General features: G+C 73.3%; 14 protein-coding genes. 9 read left to right on the top strand and 5 right to left on the bottom strand.

The genetic code is table 11. The annotated features are described in order from the left end of the window. Positions 1–78: 78 nt before the first annotated feature. From ACIOGX_RS05180 to ACIOGX_RS05170, 3 genes are all read left to right on the top strand, one after another. On the top strand, positions 79–1,440 hold the full coding sequence (locus ACIOGX_RS05180; protein ID WP_356511038.1) for a ferredoxin reductase family protein: 1,362 nt from the start codon (positions 79–81) through the stop codon (positions 1,438–1,440). A gap of 11 nt (positions 1,441–1,451) precedes the next feature. Continuing rightward, the gene (locus ACIOGX_RS05175; RefSeq protein WP_401910401.1) at positions 1,452–1,898 is read left to right on the top strand and encodes an FMN-binding protein; all 447 of its coding nucleotides are present in this window, start codon (positions 1,452–1,454) and stop codon (positions 1,896–1,898) included. Between the two features lie 89 nt (positions 1,899–1,987). Beyond that, the gene (locus ACIOGX_RS05170) at positions 1,988–2,740 is read left to right on the top strand and encodes an FAD:protein FMN transferase (protein ID WP_356511034.1); all 753 of its coding nucleotides are present in this window, start codon (positions 1,988–1,990) and stop codon (positions 2,738–2,740) included. Positions 2,741–2,881: 141 nt separating this feature from the next. Here the strand turns inward: ACIOGX_RS05170 and ACIOGX_RS05165 are convergent, their stop codons facing one another. Then, positions 2,882–4,147, bottom strand: a complete 1,266-nt coding sequence (locus ACIOGX_RS05165; protein WP_383965263.1) for an APC family permease — start codon at positions 4,145–4,147, stop codon at positions 2,882–2,884. A 277-nt stretch (positions 4,148–4,424) separates the two neighbouring features. Here ACIOGX_RS05165 and ACIOGX_RS05160 point away from each other — a divergent pair, with 277 nt between their 5' ends. Further along, positions 4,425–7,028 carry a protein kinase gene (locus ACIOGX_RS05160; RefSeq protein ID WP_401910397.1) on the top strand — a complete coding sequence of 868 codons (2,604 nt, stop codon included), beginning with the start codon at positions 4,425–4,427 and terminating at the stop codon, positions 7,026–7,028. 101 nt (positions 7,029–7,129) lie between these two features. Here the strand turns inward: ACIOGX_RS05160 and ACIOGX_RS05155 are convergent, their stop codons facing one another. Then, positions 7,130–8,347 carry an FAD-dependent oxidoreductase gene (locus ACIOGX_RS05155; RefSeq protein ID WP_401910394.1) on the bottom strand — a complete coding sequence of 406 codons (1,218 nt, stop codon included), beginning with the start codon at positions 8,345–8,347 and terminating at the stop codon, positions 7,130–7,132. Positions 8,348–8,491: 144 nt separating this feature from the next. Between ACIOGX_RS05155 and ACIOGX_RS05150 the strand changes: the two genes are divergently transcribed. The 4 genes from ACIOGX_RS05150 to ACIOGX_RS05135 all read left to right on the top strand — a co-directional run bounded on the left by ACIOGX_RS05150 (position 8,492) and on the right by ACIOGX_RS05135 (position 13,744). Continuing rightward, entirely contained in the window at positions 8,492–8,977 is a 486-nt protein-coding gene (locus ACIOGX_RS05150) for a DNA-binding protein (RefSeq protein WP_401910391.1), read from the top strand. A 209-nt stretch (positions 8,978–9,186) separates the two neighbouring features. Continuing rightward, positions 9,187–10,377 (top strand): exo-alpha-sialidase, encoded by a 1,191-nt coding sequence (locus tag ACIOGX_RS05145; RefSeq protein WP_401910389.1) that lies wholly within the window; start codon positions 9,187–9,189, stop codon positions 10,375–10,377. Positions 10,378–10,490: 113 nt separating this feature from the next. Beyond that, positions 10,491–11,339: an HAD family hydrolase gene (locus ACIOGX_RS05140; RefSeq protein WP_401910386.1), complete on the top strand. Its 849-nt coding sequence runs from the start codon at positions 10,491–10,493 to the stop codon at positions 11,337–11,339. Beyond that, positions 11,336–13,744: a glycoside hydrolase family 65 protein gene (locus tag ACIOGX_RS05135; RefSeq protein ID WP_401910568.1), complete on the top strand. Its 2,409-nt coding sequence runs from the start codon at positions 11,336–11,338 to the stop codon at positions 13,742–13,744. The genes ACIOGX_RS05140 and ACIOGX_RS05135 overlap by 4 nt, the downstream gene beginning before the upstream one ends. 106 nt (positions 13,745–13,850) lie before the next feature. Here ACIOGX_RS05135 and ACIOGX_RS05130 read toward each other — a convergent pair whose 3' ends face one another. Continuing rightward, on the bottom strand, positions 13,851–14,894 hold the full coding sequence (locus ACIOGX_RS05130; RefSeq protein WP_401910383.1) for a zinc-dependent alcohol dehydrogenase family protein: 1,044 nt from the start codon (positions 14,892–14,894) through the stop codon (positions 13,851–13,853). A 111-nt stretch (positions 14,895–15,005) separates the two neighbouring features. After that, on the bottom strand, positions 15,006–15,782 hold the full coding sequence (locus tag ACIOGX_RS05125) for a TioE family transcriptional regulator (RefSeq protein WP_401910380.1): 777 nt from the start codon (positions 15,780–15,782) through the stop codon (positions 15,006–15,008). A gap of 58 nt (positions 15,783–15,840) precedes the next feature. Here ACIOGX_RS05125 and ACIOGX_RS05120 point away from each other — a divergent pair, with 58 nt between their 5' ends. Continuing rightward, on the top strand, positions 15,841–17,055 hold the full coding sequence (locus tag ACIOGX_RS05120; RefSeq protein WP_401760016.1) for an erythromycin esterase family protein: 1,215 nt from the start codon (positions 15,841–15,843) through the stop codon (positions 17,053–17,055). Here the strand turns inward: ACIOGX_RS05120 and ACIOGX_RS05115 are convergent. After that, positions 17,052–17,840 carry a class I SAM-dependent methyltransferase gene (locus tag ACIOGX_RS05115; protein ID WP_401910377.1) on the bottom strand — a complete coding sequence of 263 codons (789 nt, stop codon included), beginning with the start codon at positions 17,838–17,840 and terminating at the stop codon, positions 17,052–17,054. The two genes, ACIOGX_RS05120 and ACIOGX_RS05115, sit on opposite strands and share 4 nt — an antisense overlap. Between the last annotated feature and the right edge of the window lie 18 nt (positions 17,841–17,858).

The raw sequence follows: 17,858 nt of genomic DNA, 5'->3' as shown, positions 1-17,858 counted from the left end.
GTTCTCAGAGGTTGGGTTGCCAGGCTGGCGGCGGCCGGTGGAAACGATGCCGGCGGCCACCGGCGGAAAGAGGGCCCCATGACCAGCGCGACCCACGCGCGCCGTATCCCGGACCGCGCGCTGGGGCCGCGGCGGCCGCGTTCCGCCGTCCCCGCGATGACGCTCGGAGCGATCTGGGCAGGTGCCGCCGGCGTCCTCGCCCTGTGGTGGAGAGACACGGCCTCGGTCGTGGGCGCGGGCGGGTGGCTGACCGACGCCGGCCGGATCACCGGGCTCCTGGCGGGGTACGCCTGCGCCGTGCTGGTGGTCCTGATGGCGCGCATACCGCTCCTGGACCACAGCGTCGGCACCGATCGGCTCGCGCGCTGGCACGCGATGGGCGGCCGCTACACCATCTCACTCGTGCTGGCCCACACCCTGCTGATCATCTGGGGCTACTCCCTCACCGCACACGCCGGCGCGGTGGACCAGACGACCACACTCCTGCGCGCCTATCCGGACATGCTCAAGGCCACCGCCGCCTTCCTGCTGCTGGTGGGCACCGGAATCGTCTCGGCGCGGGCCGCGCGGCGCAGGATGCGCTACGAGACCTGGCACTACCTGCACTTCGCCACGTATCTGGCCGTCTTCCTCGCCTTCTTCCACCAGCTGAGCAACGGCGCCGACTTCGTCGCCAACAGGCCGGCCCAGGCGGTCTGGTACACGGTGTACCTGGGAGTCGCCGCGCTCACCGGCTGGTACCGCTTCCTGGTCCCGGTACGGCGGGCGCTGCGCCACCGGCTGCGTGTGGCCGACCTCCGGTACGAGGCGCCCGGCATCGTATCCGTCCATCTCAGCGGCGAACGTCTGGACGAACTGGGCGCACGGCCAGGGCAGTTCTTCCGCTGGCGCTTCCTGGCACCGGGCCTGTGGTGGACCGCCAACCCGTACTCGCTCTCCGCGCCGCCACTCGACCACCATCTGCGGATCACGGTGAAGGAGGCAGGCGGTCACAGCGCCGCGCTGGCGCGGCTGCGGCCGGGGACCCGGGTGTGGGCCGAGGGGCCGTACGGTTCCTTCACCGCGGCTCGCAGCGCGTCGCGAAAGGTGCTGCTGCTGGCGGGCGGTGTCGGGATCACGCCGTTGAGGGCGCTGTTCGAGACGCTCCCCGGCGAGGTGACGCTGATCTACCGAGCCCGCCGCCCCGAGGACCTCGCCCTGCGCGCCGAACTCGACGCGATAGCGGCGGCCCGCCGCGCCGTCGTGCACTACATCGTCGACGAACCGGCCGGGTACTCCTCGCCGCTGACGGCTCGGGCGCTGAGCCGGCTGGTGCCCGACCTCGCCGCGCACGAGGTGTATCTGTGCGGCCCGCCCGGCATGACCGCCGCCGCCACCCGCGCACTGCGCGGCGCCGGGGTGCCGCGCCGTCATATCCATCACGAGTCGTTCGAGTTCTGAGGAGACCCACCGTGCGACGAGCCGTTCTCACCGCCGCGTCGACCTGCTCCCTGGTCGTCCTGCTGCTCGCGCTCAAGCCGCACCACACAGCCGCGGTCTCCGCGCTCGGCGGCACACCCCCGAGCGGGGCAGCCCCCTCGCCGACGCGGTCCGAGCCCGCCGCGAGCGGCTCGCACCCGGTCAGCGGCACCTACACAGGTGATCCCGTCGACACCCGGTACGGGACGGTGCAGGTCGCCGCGACCGTCCAGGGCGGCGAGCTCACCGACGTCAAGGTAGTTCAGGTACCGTCCGGATCCGGCCGCGACCAGCAGATCACCGCCTACGCGGTGCCCCGGCTGACACAAGAGGCGCTCACCGCCCACAGCGCGCACATCGACGCGGTCTCGGGTGCCAGTTACACCAGTCAGGGCTACATCCAGTCCCTGCAGAGCGCACTCGACAAGGCCGGTGTCTGACGGTGTCCGATACGGATCGGGAAACAGGTACGCGTGCGGGTCCGGGCGAGGCGCCGGGGCGTGGCGGGTGGCGCCACGTCGAGCACGCGATGGGCACCGTCTTCTCCTTCGACATGCGCGACCCGCGCACGCCCGCCGTCGAGGCCGCGCTGCGCGAGGCGGTGCGCTGGCTGCACCACGTCGACGAGGTGTACTCCACGTACCGGCCCGAGAGCATCATCTGCCGTCTCGCACGCGGAGAGATCCGACTCGACGAGTGTTCCTCCGAGGTACGCGAGGTCCTCACCCTCTGCAAGAGGGCCGTACGGCACACCGGCGGCTGGTTCAGCCATCTCGCGGGTGGTGTCCTCGACCCGTCCGGGCTGGTCAAGGGGTGGTCGGTCGAACGCGCCTCGCGGATCCTGCGCGAGGCGGGCGCGTACAACACCTGTGTCAACGGCGGCGGGGACCTGCAACTCGGAGGAGAGGCGGCGCCGGGCTCACCCTGGCGCGTCGGGATCGCGGACCCCCTGCGCCCCGGGGAGTTCTGTACGGTCGTCACCGGCCGTGACCTGGCCATCGCCACCTCGGGCGAGACGGAACGCGGAGCCCATATCCTCAACCCCCACCACGGCACGCCGGCGTGCGGCCCCGCGTCCGTCACGGTGGTCGGTGCCCGGCTCACCATGACCGACGCGTACGCGACCGCGGCCTTCGCCATGGGGGAGGGGGCACGGGACTGGCTGGAATCCCTGGACGGCTACGAGGGGTTCGCGGTGACACCGGACGGCGGGTCATGGCGCACCAGCGGATTCCCCGGCGAAGCGCCGCCGGATACGAGGGCCGACGTGTCCGGGCGCTGAGCGGATCACCACGGCTCGCGATCCCCGGAGCATGCCGTCGCCATCGACCACGGGGCCGTATCGACCACGGGCAGCCGCTTCGGCTTCCCCCGGGTCCTGGTTCACGCCGCCCCCGGGTCATGGTTCACGCCGCCCGCCCGGTCAGCGGCGGGCGACCGCCTTGCGCAGGCCGTACGCGGCGGCGCCCACCGCGAGCACCGCGGCTCCCCACACGACCGAGGCCGTCGGCAGGGCGAAGGCCAGGACCAGGCAACCGGCCAGGCCCAGGACCGGCACGATCCTGGCGGGGCGGCCCTCGGCCGGGGTGAGCGTCCAGGCCGAGGCGTTGGCGACGGCGTAGTAGGCGAGCACGCCGAAGGACGAGAAACCGATCGCGCCGCGCACATCGGCGGTGGCGGCCAGGACGGCGACGACCGCGCCGACCGCGAGCTCCGCGCGGTGCGGCACCCCGAAGCGCGGGTGGACGGCCGCCAGGGCATGCGGCAGATGCCGGTCACGGGCCATGGCCAGCGTGGTACGGGAGACACCGAGGATCAGCGCGAGCAGCGAGCCGAGCGCCGCGACCGCGGCCCCGACCCGCACCACCGGGACCAGCCCCGGGACCCCGGCGGCCCGGACCGCCTGGTCCAGTGGCGCGGCGGCCCCGGCCAGGCCGTCGGGCCCGAGCACCGCGAGGACCGCGAGGGCGACGCCCGCGTACACGGCCAGCGTGATGCCCAGGGCGAGCGGGATCGCCCGGGGAATGGTCCTGCCCGGGTCGCGGACCTCTTCGCCGAGGGTGGCGACGCGCGCGTAGCCCGCGAAGGCGAAGAACAGCAGCCCGGCCGCCCCCAGCACCCCGCCGAAGGTGGTGTCCGCGCCGATGCCCAGCCGCGCGGGCTCGGCCGTCCCACCGGCCAGACAGGCCGCGACCACGGCGGCCAGGACGGCCAGCACGACCGCGACGATGCCCCTCGTCAGCCACGCGGACTTCCGCACGCCGGCATAGTTCACCGCGGTCAGCGCCACCACCGCCGCCACCGCCACCGCGTGCGCCTGGCCGGGCCACGCGTACGCGCCCACCGTCAGGGCCATCGCCGCGCAGGAGGCGGTCTTGCCGACCACGAATCCCCAGCCGGCCAGATAACCCCAGAACTCCCCGAGCCGCTCGCGGCCGTAGACGTACGTGCCACCGGACTTCGGGTAGCGCGCGGCCAGCCGTGCGGAGGACGTGGCGTTGCAGTACGCCACCACCGCGGCCACCGCCAGGCTCAGCGGCAGCCCGGACCCGGCCGCCGAGGCGGCCGGGGCGAGCGCGGCGAAGATTCCCGCGCCGATCATCGCGCCGAGCCCGATCACCACGGCGTCGAACACGCCCAGACGCCGCTTCAGCTCTCCCGCTCCAGCAGACCCCGCCGGCGTACCCATCGCTCGCTCCTCGCCCCTGGCCGGGCAACACCGCGCTCCGCGGGCGGCTGTCCGCGTACGTACGATATCGACGGGCCGAACAGCCGACGGAGCCCGCCCCGGACCCTGACGGCACCGCGTGCGACACCGGTCGGACAGGGCCAACGCGGTGCGGCCGTCGATGACAGGGCGCTCCTCCCGCCTTCGTCCGACTCGCCCACCGGTAGGGTGGATTCGATGGGGACCGGCCGCCACGACCGGCCTCGCTTCCGCGGCGAACGACTCATGGGGGCCAGTGGTGACCTTGCGGGGGGACGATCCACGTTCCGTCGGCGCGTACCGGCTCGTGTCGCGGCTGGGCGCGGGCGGCATGGGCGTCGTCTACCTCGGGCGGTCCGTCTCCGGACGCCAGGTCGCGGTGAAGATGATCCGGCCCGAGTTCGCCGAGGACGACGGGTTCCGCACCAGGTTCCGCCGAGAGGTGGAGGCGGCGCGGCGGGTCAGCGGGGCCTTCACCGCGCCCGTGGTGGACGCCGATCCGGAGGCCGAACGGCCGTGGCTGGCCACGCTGTTCGTACCCGGGCGCACGCTGCACGCGCGGGTGGCGGACGACGGTCCGGTGCCCCCGGGGGAGATACGGATCCTCGCGGCGGGCCTCGCGGAGGCGCTGCGCGACATCCACCGCACCGGTCTCGTACACCGCGACCTCAAGCCCGCCAATGTGCTGCTCGCCGAGGACGGTCTGCGGGTCATCGACTTCGGGATCTCGCGGGCGGTCGACAGCGATCCGCTGACCCGTACCGGACTGGTGGTCGGCACACCGCCGTTCATGGCGCCCGAGCAGTTCCGCGCGGGTGAGGCCACAGGACCCTTCACGGATGTCTTCGCGCTGGGTTCGGTGCTCGTGTTCGCGGCGACCGGACACGGCCCCTTCGACGCGACGGACCCGTTCGTGTGCGGCTACCGGGTCACGCACGAGGAGCCGGACCTCACCGGACTCCCCGACGAGCTGCGGGAGTTGATCGCTCCCTGTCTGTCGAAGGAGCCGAGCGCGCGCCCCACGGTCGGGGACCTCCTGAAGCACACGGAGGCGGCGATGTCGGGGGCGGCGGCGACGGTCCCAACGGACGGGACGGTCCCGGCGGTTGGTACGGTCCCGGCGGTCGAGACGGGGACGACATCGACCGAGGCGGCGGGTACGGAATCCCCGGCACAGCCGGAGGCATCCCCTGAGGTGCGGCCCGAGGCGCGCCCCGACGTACGGCCCGAGGCGCGGCCCGAGGCGGAGGTCACCACCGCGAGCGCACCGGCGCGGGAGCCGGAGCCGGTCGCCCGTCCGGCGTCCGGGCCGGTCACCGCACCCGCAGTTCCGCCGGTCACCGAGTCCGCCGCCCCGCCGGAAACCGAGCCCGCCGCTCAGCCGGTCACCGAGTCCGCCCGCCCAGCCGCCCGGCAGCCCACTCCGCCGGTCGCCGAGCCCGGACCCGCACCGCGGCTCGCCGCCTTCGCACGGGCCGAGACACACGTCGCACCCGTGCCGGCGCCCGCGTCCACGTCCGCACCCGCGTCACCACCCGGAGATCTGCCCCCCTCCCCGGAACGAGCCGGAGGCGGCTTCCCCAAGCGGCGTACCGCCCTCGCCCTCGTCACCCTGGCGGCCGTCGTGGCGGGCTCGCTCTGGGTGGTGAACCAGGGCGGCGGCCAGGACGAACAGGCCGGTGACAAGGGCGGGCCGGCCGGAACCACCACGCCCCAAGCCTCACTCCCCGCCACGCCCTCCCCGTCGCCCAGAAGTGACGCCCTCGGCCCCGTCCCCGACCCGCCCGGCGGATTCCGCGGCTGGACCAGCCGCATCACACTCGACGGGCGCAGCTACGAGCTGGGCAGTGGCAGCTGTGCGACGGTGAGCAGCGGCGTCTACTGCGCGACCTCCTACCGCCAGGCGGTCAAGCTCGACCCCGCCACCGGCGCCGAAGGCTGGAAGGAGGACTACCCCGACGGCCACGGCTATGTCTACCGGGGCATCGCCGGCGTGAGCCGGGACACCGTGATCGGCTGGACCTCGGTCGGGATCTCCCGTGGTCCGTCCCGGCTCACGGGCCTCGCCACCGCCGACGGCGGGTCACGCTGGGCCAAGCACTACCGGCAGTTCGCCATCCCCGCCTACGACGGCCGGAACACGGTCTTCATGGCCGACGCCCCCGAAGGCCGGCCGACGGTCCTCAGAGCACTCGACGCGGCCACCGGCAAGGAGAAGTGGACCATCGACGGTCCGTCACCCGGTGTGGGACAGGTGCTGTGTGCCGGGGACGGCTTCCTCGTCACGACCGAGGCGTACGGGGAGAGCACGATCGCCACGGCATACGGGTCGGAGAGCAACGAGGAACTCCGGCGGACCAACTTCGTCGGCTCCCTCCTCGCGTGCGACGTGCGGGCGGACGCGATGTACTTCCTGGTGGGCGAGGGAGAGGACGGACCGCGCCGCACCCTGCGCTGGGACCTGGGGAAACCGAAGGGCACCGACCCCGAGCGCGTCGACGTCGACGGCACGTTCCGCACCGGCACGTTCGCCGACGATGTCTTCTACGGCTCCGACGAATCGGCCGCGTACGCCTACGACTTGCGTACGGGCAAGCGCATGTGGCGCCGTGCGCTGCCCAAGGGTGTCGGCCTCGCCGCGCCCGCCACCGCACCGGGGAACCGGCTTCTGGTGCCCGTGGGCGAGGGCAGGGTGGCGGTGCTCAACGCCACCACGGGCAGCCAGCTGTGGACCGCGAAACCGAAGGGCAAGACCGCCGGGGGCGCCAGCGAGAGCCGCCCGATGACGCTCGGCGGAGCCGTGTACACGGTCGCCCTGGGGACGGACATCTTCGCGTTCCGGCTGGACGGGAAGACGGGCTGACAGCCGCGCGCACGCTCCGCGCCGTCGGCGGGCGGGTAATCCGGTGGATCGGTGTATCCGGTGTATCCGGTGACCCGGCGTATCGGGCCGGGAGGCCGCTATCAGTCCGCTGACCGGTCAGCTGACCGGTCCGCGCGGCCGAAGGGGTGAGTGAACTGGTCGACCAGGCCCTGTGGCGCGTCGGGACCGAAGCAGAGGGCGAGGCTGTCGGCGGACTCCACCGCGGATGCCTCGGCGCGCGGGAACAGCGCCTCCTCGTAGACGGTCAGCGCCTTCTCCGTGTCACCGGGGTGGGCCACGATCGCGGCGGCCAGTTCGGCGCCGTCGAGCATGGCGAGGTTGGCGCCCTCACCGGCGAAGGGCGACATCAGGTGCGCGGCGTCACCGAGCAGCGTCACACCGGGAATCCGGTCCCACCGGTGGCCGAGGGGCAGGGCGTGGATGGGGCGCGGTACGAGCGGGCCGTCGGCGTCGGCGATGAACGCGCGCAACCGCTCGTCCCAGCCGTCGAAGTACCCCAGGAGACGGGACCTGGCCGCTTCCGTGTCGGTGAAGTCGATACCGGCGGAGGCGATCCAGTCGGCCGGGGCCCTGAGCGCGCAGTAGATGTGCAGTCGGCCGTCGGTTTCCCGGTGGGCGAGGAAGCCCTTCCCCTCGGCCAGCGCGAAGAGCATGCCGCCTCCGACGACGGCGGCGCTGACCGGATGGCGGGTATCGGCGTCGTGGAGATCCATTTCGACGAAGGAGACGCCGGAGTAGCGGGGCCTGGCGTCGGAGACCAGCGGACGCAGCGTCGACCAGGCACCGTCCGCGCCGATCAGCAGGTCGGTGGTGAAGGTGGTGCCGTCGCCGAGAGCGACCTCGTGGCGGCCCGCACCGAGCGGGCGGGCGGCGGTCACCTTGGCACCCCAGCGGAGGGTGTCCCCGGGCAGTGAGGCGAGCAGGAGGTCACGCAGATCGTTGCGGTTGATCTCGGGCCGGCCACCGGCGCTGTCCTCGTCGCTCTCCTCCATGCGGACGGTGGCGTGCTTGTCGAGGATGCGCAGGGCCTCGCCGCCGGGGTGGACGGCGGCGCGGAACTCCGCGAAGAGACCGGCGGCGCGCAGCGCCTCCTGACCGGAGTCCTCGTGCAGGTCGAGCATGCCGCCCTGTGGCCGGGCGTCGGGTGAGGCGTCCCGTTCGTACACGGCGGTCTCGATCCCGTGCAGATGGAGAACTCGGGCCAGCACGAGTCCGCCGAGTCCGCCGCCGACGACGGTGATGGGGTGGTGGGTTCGGTGGGCCGGGTGGGCCTCGTGGGCCTGGTGTGGGGTCTGCATGTCGATCACTCCTCTTCGGATGTGGTGGTGTCTGATCCCCGAAGGTAGCGAACATGTTCGTCACGAACAAGTTCGCAAGCCATGTGAACGAAGTGTTCACAACGAATAGTTGACATCGATTCGTGTGTCAGCGATCCTGGTGGCATGTCATCGACGTCCGGTCGGCCCGCCGACCCCTTCACGCCCCCGCACCCCGAGCAGGCGCGCGCGCATCGCGTCGCCGCGTCGCTGTTCCGCATCGCCGAGCGGCACGCGGCCAGTGACGAACAGCGCCGCCGACAGGTCCATCCCGCGGTCCTCGCGCCGCACGAGGCCATCAGGCTGGTGTCGTTCCTGCTCAGTGGCGCCGCGCGGCCCGATGAGGGCGAGCCGGAGGTGGACCACGCGGACATCACCGCCGCCCTGAGCCTCATCCCCTCGGCGCGCGGTGACATGGACGAACTGGAGGCCGGGCTCCTCAAGATGGCCCGCGGGCGCGAGATGACCTGGCAGGAGATCGCCTTCGGTCTGGGCCTCGGCACTCCCCAGGCGGCGAGGCAGCGGTACGAGCGGCTGGCCGGCCGTGCCACCGCCGACCCGGACGGGGCGGGGGAGCCGGGGGAGACGGACGGGGCAGGCGAGGCGACCTGAGGCGCTCCTCCGGGCGTCACCCGGCCGGCCCCCATCGAGAGCGGGGCCGGAGCGGGAAGGGACACCGGGCCGGAGCGGGCAGGGTCACGGGGCCGCGATCTCCGACGGGCAGGCGGCCCGGCACGCGTGGCGATCGGGAAGTGTGCTGTTCATCCCGCTATGTTCCTCCCGGACCGCCCACGCACCCGCCACGCCAGCCGAGGGACGCGATGAGACTCCGTGCCGTCAGAATCAGCCGGTCGCCGGCGCTCCTGTTCGCTCTCCTGATCAGTACGGCGATGGCGTTGTGGCCCGCCGCCCCGGCACACGCGCGGCAGGCGTCCTGCGAGCCCTCCGTGCCGTACGAGTCCGGGACCTCCGGCTACCACACCTTCCGTATCCCGGCCGCTCTCCAGGTGCCGGGCGGCGCCCTGCTCGCGTTCGCCGAGGGGCGGCGCGACTCGGCCGCGGACGACGGCGACATCGATCTGGTCCTCCGGCGCTCGCTGGACGGAGGGTGCACCTGGCAGCCGCTCCACGTGGTCGCCGACGCGGGGAAGGACACCGTCGGCAACCCCGCGCCGATGATCGATCCGCACAGCGGGGACGTGGTGCTCGTGACCTGCCGGACGATCGGCGGCGCGACCAAACGCCAGGTGGTGGTGGGCGCGGTCGCCGAATCCGTCCGCCGGGTGTATGTGCAGCGCAGCACGGACGGCGGCCTGAGCTGGTCGCCACAGCGGGACATCACGGCATCGGTCAAAGCCGCGGACTGGCGCTGGTACGCGGTCGGCCCCGGGCACGCGGTGGCGCTGCGCCACGGCCCGCACCGGGGACGACTGCTGGTCCCCGCGAACCACAGCGCGGGCCCCAGGGCCCGCAGCGGCGCGCACTCCTTGATCAGCGACGACGGCGGTCACAACTGGCGCGTCGGCTATCTCAGCCCCGGGGCCGACGAGCCGCTCGCGCTCAACGAGAGCACCCTGACGGAACTGCCGGACGGCCGCGTCTACATCAACGCCCGTGATCACGACCGTACGACCGGGGGGTCCCGGGCCGACGCCTACAGCGCCGACGGCGGCCTGACCCTCTCCGTCCCGTTCCGTCCGCAGCCGGGGATCGAGGGACCCGTGGTGCAGGGCAGTGTGCTCCAGGTCCGCGGTGTCACGCGGCACGAGCCGTTGCTGTACTCCGGCCCCTCGGACGCCGTGGAGCGGCTCCGGATGCAGGTGCGGGCCAGCGGAGACGGCGGGCGGTCATGGCGACCCGTGTGGACGGTGTCGGAGGACCGGGCCGGCTACTCGGACCTGGTGCAGACCGGTGGGGGGACCGTCGGTCTGCTGTACGAGACGGGGGAGCGGACCTATCACGACACCATCCGCTTCACCCGGCTCCCCTGGGTCTGGAGGCTCCTGCCGTAGGGCGTGCCGGACGGTGATGACCCCCGGCCCCGCCGTGCTCACGACCGTGAGCCGTGGTGCCATGGGTCCATGGGGCATCTCCGCGCAGGGGCCGGGCAGGGACGGATCGGGCCATGACCGCCGCGCCGGCCCTGGCACCGTGTCTGCGCGCCGTGCGGGCCGTGGTCTTCGACACCGACGGGGTCATCATCGACTCCGCCGGGGTGCACGCCGCGGCCTGGAAGGGCGCGTTCGACGCGTGTCTGTCCGCCGCGGGCGTGCGGGAGCCCTTCGACGCGGTGGACGACTACCGCCGTTATGTCGACGGCAGGTCCCGGGAGGACGGGGCGGTCGCGTTCCTGAGCGCGCGCGGGCTCGGTCTGCCCCTCGGCGATCCCGGCGACGGACCGGGAACGGCCACCGTCCGGGCCGTCGCGGCACGCAAGGAGCAGCTGTTCGCCCGGCGGCTGCGCGAGCACGGCGTCGACGCCTGGCCCGGGACCGTACGCCTGCTCCACGCGCTGACCGCCGAGCGCGTGCCGTGCGCCGCCGTCTCGGCGTCCCGGCACGCGACGGAGCTGCTGACGGTGGCCGGTGTGCTCGGTCTGCTGCGGACCGTGGTGGACGGCGACGAGGCGCGCAGGCTGCGGCTGCCGGGCAAGCCCGCCCCGGCGCTCTTCCTGGAGGCCGCCCGCCGTCTCGGGTTCCCGCCCCGGGACACGGCCGTCGTGGAAGACGCGCTCGCCGGTGTCGAAGCGGGCCGGCGCGGCGGGTTCGGCGTGGTGATCGGTGTCGACCGTACGGCGGGGCCGACGAGCGCGGCCGACCTGCGCGGGCACGGCGCCGATGTGGTGGTCGCCGACCCCGGAGAGCTGCTGATCGCGGAAGCGTGCCGGAGCAGCGCGAAGGGGAGCAGCGCGAACGGGAGAAACGCGAACGGGAGCAGCGCGAACGGGAGAAACGGGAACAGGAGCACCGGGTGACCTCACGCGCCTGGACCTGGACCTACGAGGGGTACGACCCCGAGGCGGAGCGTCTGCGCGAGGCGCTCTGCACCCTGGGCAACGGCTACTTCGGCACTCGCGGCGCCGCGTCGGAGACGTCCGAGGGACCCGCCCACTACCCCGGCACGTACGCGGCGGGCTGCTACAACCGGCTGATCTCCACCGTGGCGGGCCGTCAGGTCGAGAACGAGGACATGGTCAATCTGCCCAACTGGCTTCCGCTGCGCTACCGCGTACACCCCGAGGGAGCCGCACCGGGACCGTGGCTCTCACCCGACGGTCCCCACCTCCTCACCCACCGGCAGAGCCTGGACCTGCGGCACGGCACCCTGACCCGCTGGTCGGTGTACGAGGACGACGCCGGGCGGCGGCTGCGCGTGGAGCAGGCCCGGCTGGTGCACATGGGCGAGCCGCATCTCGCCGCACAGCGCACCTCGTTCACCGCGGAGGGCTGGGCCGGGACGGTGGAGGTGGAGTCGGGGCTCGACGGCGATGTGCGCAACGCGGGAGTGGAGCGCTACAGCGAGCTGGCGAACCGGCATCTGACCCATGTGCGCACCGGCGCCGAGCACGATGACACCGTGGTGTGGCTGCGGTGCCGCACCGTCACCTCCGACATCAGGATCGCGCTGGCCGCGCGTGTCCGCGTCACCGACCGCCGCGCCCTCCCACCCCGTGCGCGGCTCACCGCGGGACAGGCCGTCCAGACGCTGCTGATCCCCGTGGGGCGCGACGAGACGGTGGCCGTCGACAAGACGGTCGCGCTGTACACCTCCCGCGACCCGGCGATCAGCGGCCCGCTGACCACCGCCGTCCAGGAGGTACGGCGCGCCGCCGACTTCCCCCGGCTGCTGGCGTCGCACCACCGTGCCTGGGAACGCGTCTGGCGGGAGGCCGCGCTGGACGTGCCGGGCGAGGCGGGCCGGATCCTGCGGCTGCACCTCTTCCACGTACTCCAGACCCTGTCCCCGCACACCGCGGGTCTGGACGCCGGCGTACCGGCCAGAGGGCTGCACGGCGAGGCGTACCGCGGGCATGTGTTCTGGGACGAGCTGTTCGTCCTGCCGTTCCTCAACCTGCACTTCCCGGAGGTCTCCAGGTCCCTGCTCGGCTACCGCTACCGGCGGCTGCCCGCGGCCGTGCACGCGGCGCGCAGTGTGGGCCGGCGGGGCGCGATGTACCCCTGGCAGAGCGGCAGCGACGGGCGCGAGGAGACTCAGGAAGTCCACCTCAACCCGCGCTCGGGCCGCTGGCTGCCCGACCACTCCCGGTTGCAGCACCATGTCGGCTCGGCGGTGGCGTACAACGTGTGGCAGTACTGCCAGGCCAGCGGCGACACGGAGTTCCTGCACACCGACGGCGCGGAGACCCTGCTCCAGATCGCACGGTTCTGGGCGAGCAGCGCGGTGTGGGACCCGGCGCTGGAGCGGTACCGCATCCGCGGCGTCGTCGGTCCCGACGAGTACCACGACGGCTACCCGGACGCCACGGTGCCGGGCCTGGACGACAACGCCTATACGAACGTCACCGCCGCGTGGGTACTGACCCGGGCCCTCGAACTCTGCCGGACCCTGCCCCTCGCGCACCGCCACCAGCTCTTCGACCGCATCCGGCTCGCGCCGTCGGAACAGGACGGCTGGGACGACATCGCCCACCGGCTCCATGTGCCGTACCACGCGGGGATCATCAGCCAGTTCGCCGGATACGGGGACCTCGCCGAACTCGACTGGGAGGGATACCGGAAGCGGTACGGCGACATCCGGCGGCTGGACCGGATCCTGGAGGCGGAGGGCGACACGGCCAACCGCTATCAGGCGTCCAAGCAGGCCGATGTGCTGATGCTCGGCTATCTCTTCTCGCCCCGGGAACTCGCCGGGCTCTTCCGGCAGCTCGGTCACCGTCTCGACGACGACTCCTGGCGGGCCACCGTCGACTACTACCTCGCCCGTACCAGCCACGGGTCCACGCTCAGCTCCCTCGTCCACGCGTGGGTGCTGGCCCGGGTCCGCCGTGAGGAGGCGTGGGCCTTCGCCGAGGAGGCGCTCGCCGGGGACGTGGCGGATGTCCAGGGCGGCACCACGGCGGAGGGCATCCACCTCGGCGCGATGGCGGGCACCCTGGACTTCGTCCAGCGCGGGCTGACGGGTCTGGAGACCCGGGACAACGCGCTGTGGCTGGATCCGGCGCCGCTGCCCCAGCTGTCGAAGTTCGGGGTCGGCATCCGCTACCGCAGTCACTGGGACGTGGATCTGCGGATCCTGGCCCAGCGGGTACGGATCGCCGTGCCGGACGGGAGCGACGGTCCGGTACGCGTGGTGCTCGGCGGGGTCGAGTCCGTCATCGCTCCCGGCACCGTGCGCCGGCTCGAACTGCCCGGTGGCTGAGCGCCGGGCAGGCGGGTGAGCGCGGCGGCGGTGCGCGCCGGCCCGGCTACGGGCGTCAGCGGGCCATGGGCGTCAACGTGCCATGGGCGCCGGCCGGGTACGGGCGTCAGTCGGGTACGAGCACCGCGGCGCCGTTCACCCGGTCGGCCGCGAGGTCGGTGAGCGCCCGGTCGGCCTGGCTCAGCGGATAGCGGCTGACGGTGACGCGGATGCCGATGCGCTCGGCCAGGGCGAGGAAGTCGTAGCCGTCCTGGCGGGTGTTGGAGGTGACGCTGCGCAGATTCCGTTCCTGGAAGAGATGGCGCTGGTAGTTGAGCACCGGAATGTCGGAGAGGTGGATTCCGGCGATCGCGAGCGTGCCCGACCGGTCCAGGGCCTCCAGCGCCACCGGCACCAGGTCACCCACCGGGGCGAACAGGATCGCGGAGTCCAGTGGCTCCGGCGGCCGGTCCCGGGCGTCACCGGCCGAGGAGGCGCCGAGTTCCATGGCGAGGTCACGTGCCGACGCCGACCGGGTCAGGACATGGACCGTGGCGCCCTCGGCCAGCGCCACCTGCGCGGCCAGATGGGCGGAGGCGCCGAAACCGTAGAGCCCCAGACGCCCGCCGCGGGGCAGCGCGCTGCGGCGCAGCGAGCGGTAGCCGATGATCCCGGCGCACAGGAGCGGCGCGAGGAGCGCGGCGTCCTGGTTCTCCGGCAGCCGGTAGGCGAACGCCTCGGGGACGAGGGCCAGTTCGGCGAAGCCGCCGTCCGCGTCCCACCCCGTATAGAGGGACCGGGGGCAGAGATTCTCCTGTCCCGCCCGGCAGTAGCGGCAGGTCCCGCAGGTCCCGCGCAGCCAGGCCCCGCCGGCCCGGTCGCCGGTACGGAACCGCGTCACGCCCTCGCCGACGGCGGCCACCCGGCCGACGATCTCATGGCCGGGGATGCTCGCCGGGCGGTGCGGGGCGAGATCGCCCTCGGTCAGATGCAGATCCGTACGGCAGACGCCGCACGCCTCCACCCGCAGCAGCAGTTCGCCGGGCCCGGGGACGGGCACGCGGCGGCTGACACGGACCAGTGGCCGCCCGGTGCTGACCGGCCCCGGGGTCTCGACGGCCCAGCCGCCGTAGGTCTCCGTGGCGGGGGCGGCGGACGCGGGAACAGCCATGAATCCAGCCTGCGGCGGTCGCCGACCCGCGGCAAGCGGACGCCGCGGCACACCCCGGGGCCGTGCCTCTCCTCTCCTCTCCTCTCCTCTCCTCGGCACGCGGCCGGAGTCTCATCCGCGCTCGCGGAGATACGCCTCCAGCTCGGCGGCCCCGGTGAGCATCGCCCGCGCGCGAGCGGACAGCCGCCCGTGCCAGTCGTGCAGTGTGGCCTCCAGCGGCTCCAGGCCGCCGGCCGCCCGCACCTGGGCGAGCAGCGGGGCGATCCGCTCCAGCGGATAGCCGCCCCGTCTGAGCTGGTGGGCCAGCCGGGCGTCCCGTACGTCGGCCTCGTCGTAGACGCGGTACCCGGTCAGCGGGTCGCGGCGCGGGCGCACCAGCCCGGCGCGCTCCCATTTCCGCAGCGTCGCGGGCCGGATTCCGAGCTCCTCCGCAAGCGGCCCGATGAACGTGCCGCCGAGCCCGGACACCGGCCCGGACACCGGCCCGGACGTTCGCGCGGACCGGGGCACCGCCGCGGCGGGTTCGGATGCCGTGGTGTGCGCCAGGTCGCGGAGGGCGTTCTCCACGGCCTGAAGGGTCCGCCGGTCGTCGAGCAGCTGGGCGTGGCTCTCGTCGATGAGACGGAACGCCTCGTCGACCGCGTCCCGGTGCACGGCCCGCATGATCGACGTCGCCGTCCCGTGGCTGTGACCGGGCACCAGCGCGAGGAACGCGCCCAGGGCCCGCGCGTGCAGCGGGGTGTAGGTGCGGTAGCCGTGGGCCGTGCGACCGGCGGCCGGCAGGATGCCGGCCTCCTCGTAGTTCCTGACGGCCTGCGTCGACAGACCGTGCCCGCGCGCCAGGTCGATCGGCCTGAGCCGACCGGCGTTTTGAAGGTTTCGTGCCACGGAGCGGACGATATCGCGGAAAAGTCTCCACCGAGGGTTCAACGATACCGTTGAAGGCATGGTTACCGACATCAAGGACGCCGCTCGGGCCGTCACGGCCGCCGCCCTCCTGAAGCCCCTTCCGGCCCGGCCGCGACTGCTCGCCCTCGGCGAGCCCACCCACGGCGAGGACCTCCTGCTCGACGTGCGCAACGAGCTCTTCCGGCAGTTCGTCGAACAGGAGGGCTACCGGACGATCGCGATCGAGAGCGACTGCCTGATGGGTCTGGTCGTGGACGACTACGTCACCTCGGGCACGGGCACCCTGGACGACGTCATGGCACGGGGAATCAGCCACGGCTGGGGCGCCTCCGCGGCCAACCGCGAGCTCGTACGCTGGATGCGCGCCTACAACGTCCGCGCCGACGACGACGGCCGGCCCGCGTCCGAGCGGCTCCGCTTCGCCGGGTTCGACGGCCCGCTGGAGATGACCCACGCGGCGAGTCCCCGGCAGGCCCTCACCGCACTCCACGGCTATCTCGCGGCCCGGGTGGACGCGCGGCTGCTCCCCTGTACCGCGGACACACTCGACCGCCTGCTCGGCGCCGACGACCGGTGGACCGAGCCCGCCGCGATGATGGACCCGTCCCGGTCCGCGGGGCGGTCGGCCGAGGCCGGGGAACTGCGGCTGCTCGCCGACGATCTGGTCGCGCTGCTCGACGCGCAGACGCCATACCTGATCACGACGTCATCGCGAGAGGACTGGGACCGGGCCCGCCTGTACGGGCGCACCGCCGTCGGGCTGCTGCGCTACCACTTCTGGATGGCCGACACCTCACCGGGCCGCATGACGCGGCTGATCGGCCTGCGGGGCCAGATGATGGCCGACAACCTCCTCGCCCTCGCCGACCGGGGCCCGGCACTCCTCCACGCCCACAACTCGCATTTCCAGCGGGAGAAGAGCTCGATGCGGATGGGCGACATGCCGCTGGAGTGGTGGAGCGCCGGGGCGCTGGTGAGCGTCCGGCTCGGCGAGGAGTACGCCTTCGTGGCCACGGCCCTCGGCACGATCCGGCACCAGGGCGTGGACACGCCGCCGCCGGACACCGTCGAGGGACTGCTGTACGCGCTCCCGGAAGACCATTACGTCGTCGACCCCCGGCGGCTGGCCGCCGCACTGGGCGACACACGCCCCGCGCCCCGCGTATCCCCCTGGTTCGGCTACGCCCCGTTCGACCCGGCCCACTTGGCGGACAGCGACGGCATCGTGTTCGTCAAGGACGTCACGCGCTAGGGAATGTCCGGCCGGTGTTCGTGAGCCGGTGCGCTCAGCTGCCAGACGCGCGCCGGTGGCACATTGCCCCAGACGGTGCGGCAGCCGACGGCATGGGCTCGCTGGAAGGAGTCGAGCACGTGCACGACTCCGCTGTGCCGGGCCAGGCTCCGGGAGCTGCCGAACACCGCGCGCAGCCTGGTGGTGCCGCGATAGCCGAAGTACGTCAGCCGACCGCCCGGTCTGAGCGCGGTCAGATAGCGCGCGAGCAGATCGGACACCTCGTCGGGGCGGAAGTTGGTGAACGGCAGCCCCGACACGATCACGTCGTACCGTGCCGCGGGGTCCAGCTCCTGGACCGGTGCGGCTATGAGCCCGGCCCGGCCCCCCAGGACCGTGAACCGGGGGTCGGCACGCAGATCGGCCGCGAGCACGCGGGCGAAGCGCGGGTTGGATTCGACCAGGTCCAAGGTGTCCTCCGGCCCGAGCAGAGCGGCGAGTACCCGGGAGACCGCGCCGGTGCCGGCCCCGACCTCCAGTACGGCGCGGGGGCGACCGGTACGCTCCGCCAGCGGCGCGGCGAGGGCCTGGGCCAGCGGGCGCCCGCTGGGCGTCACGGCGCCGGTCGTACGGAACGTCCGCAGTGTCTCCGCGAAGAACAGCCCCCGGTCGGCGAGCCGCCGGACGGGCGTGCGCCGGGCCCGCGCACCCCCGGCCGGGGGTACGCCGGTCCGTGCGGCGCCAGTGGGTGAGGTGCCGGCCGGCGAGGTGCGGACCAGCGGGGTACGGGGCGGTGGAAGAGCCATGCGAGCGACGCTAGGCAG

It is taken from the genome of Streptomyces sp. NPDC088147, assembly GCF_044741565.1.
GTDB lineage: Bacteria > Actinomycetota > Actinomycetes > Streptomycetales > Streptomycetaceae > Streptomyces.
This window is presented reverse-complemented; position numbering and strand designations above follow the sequence as displayed.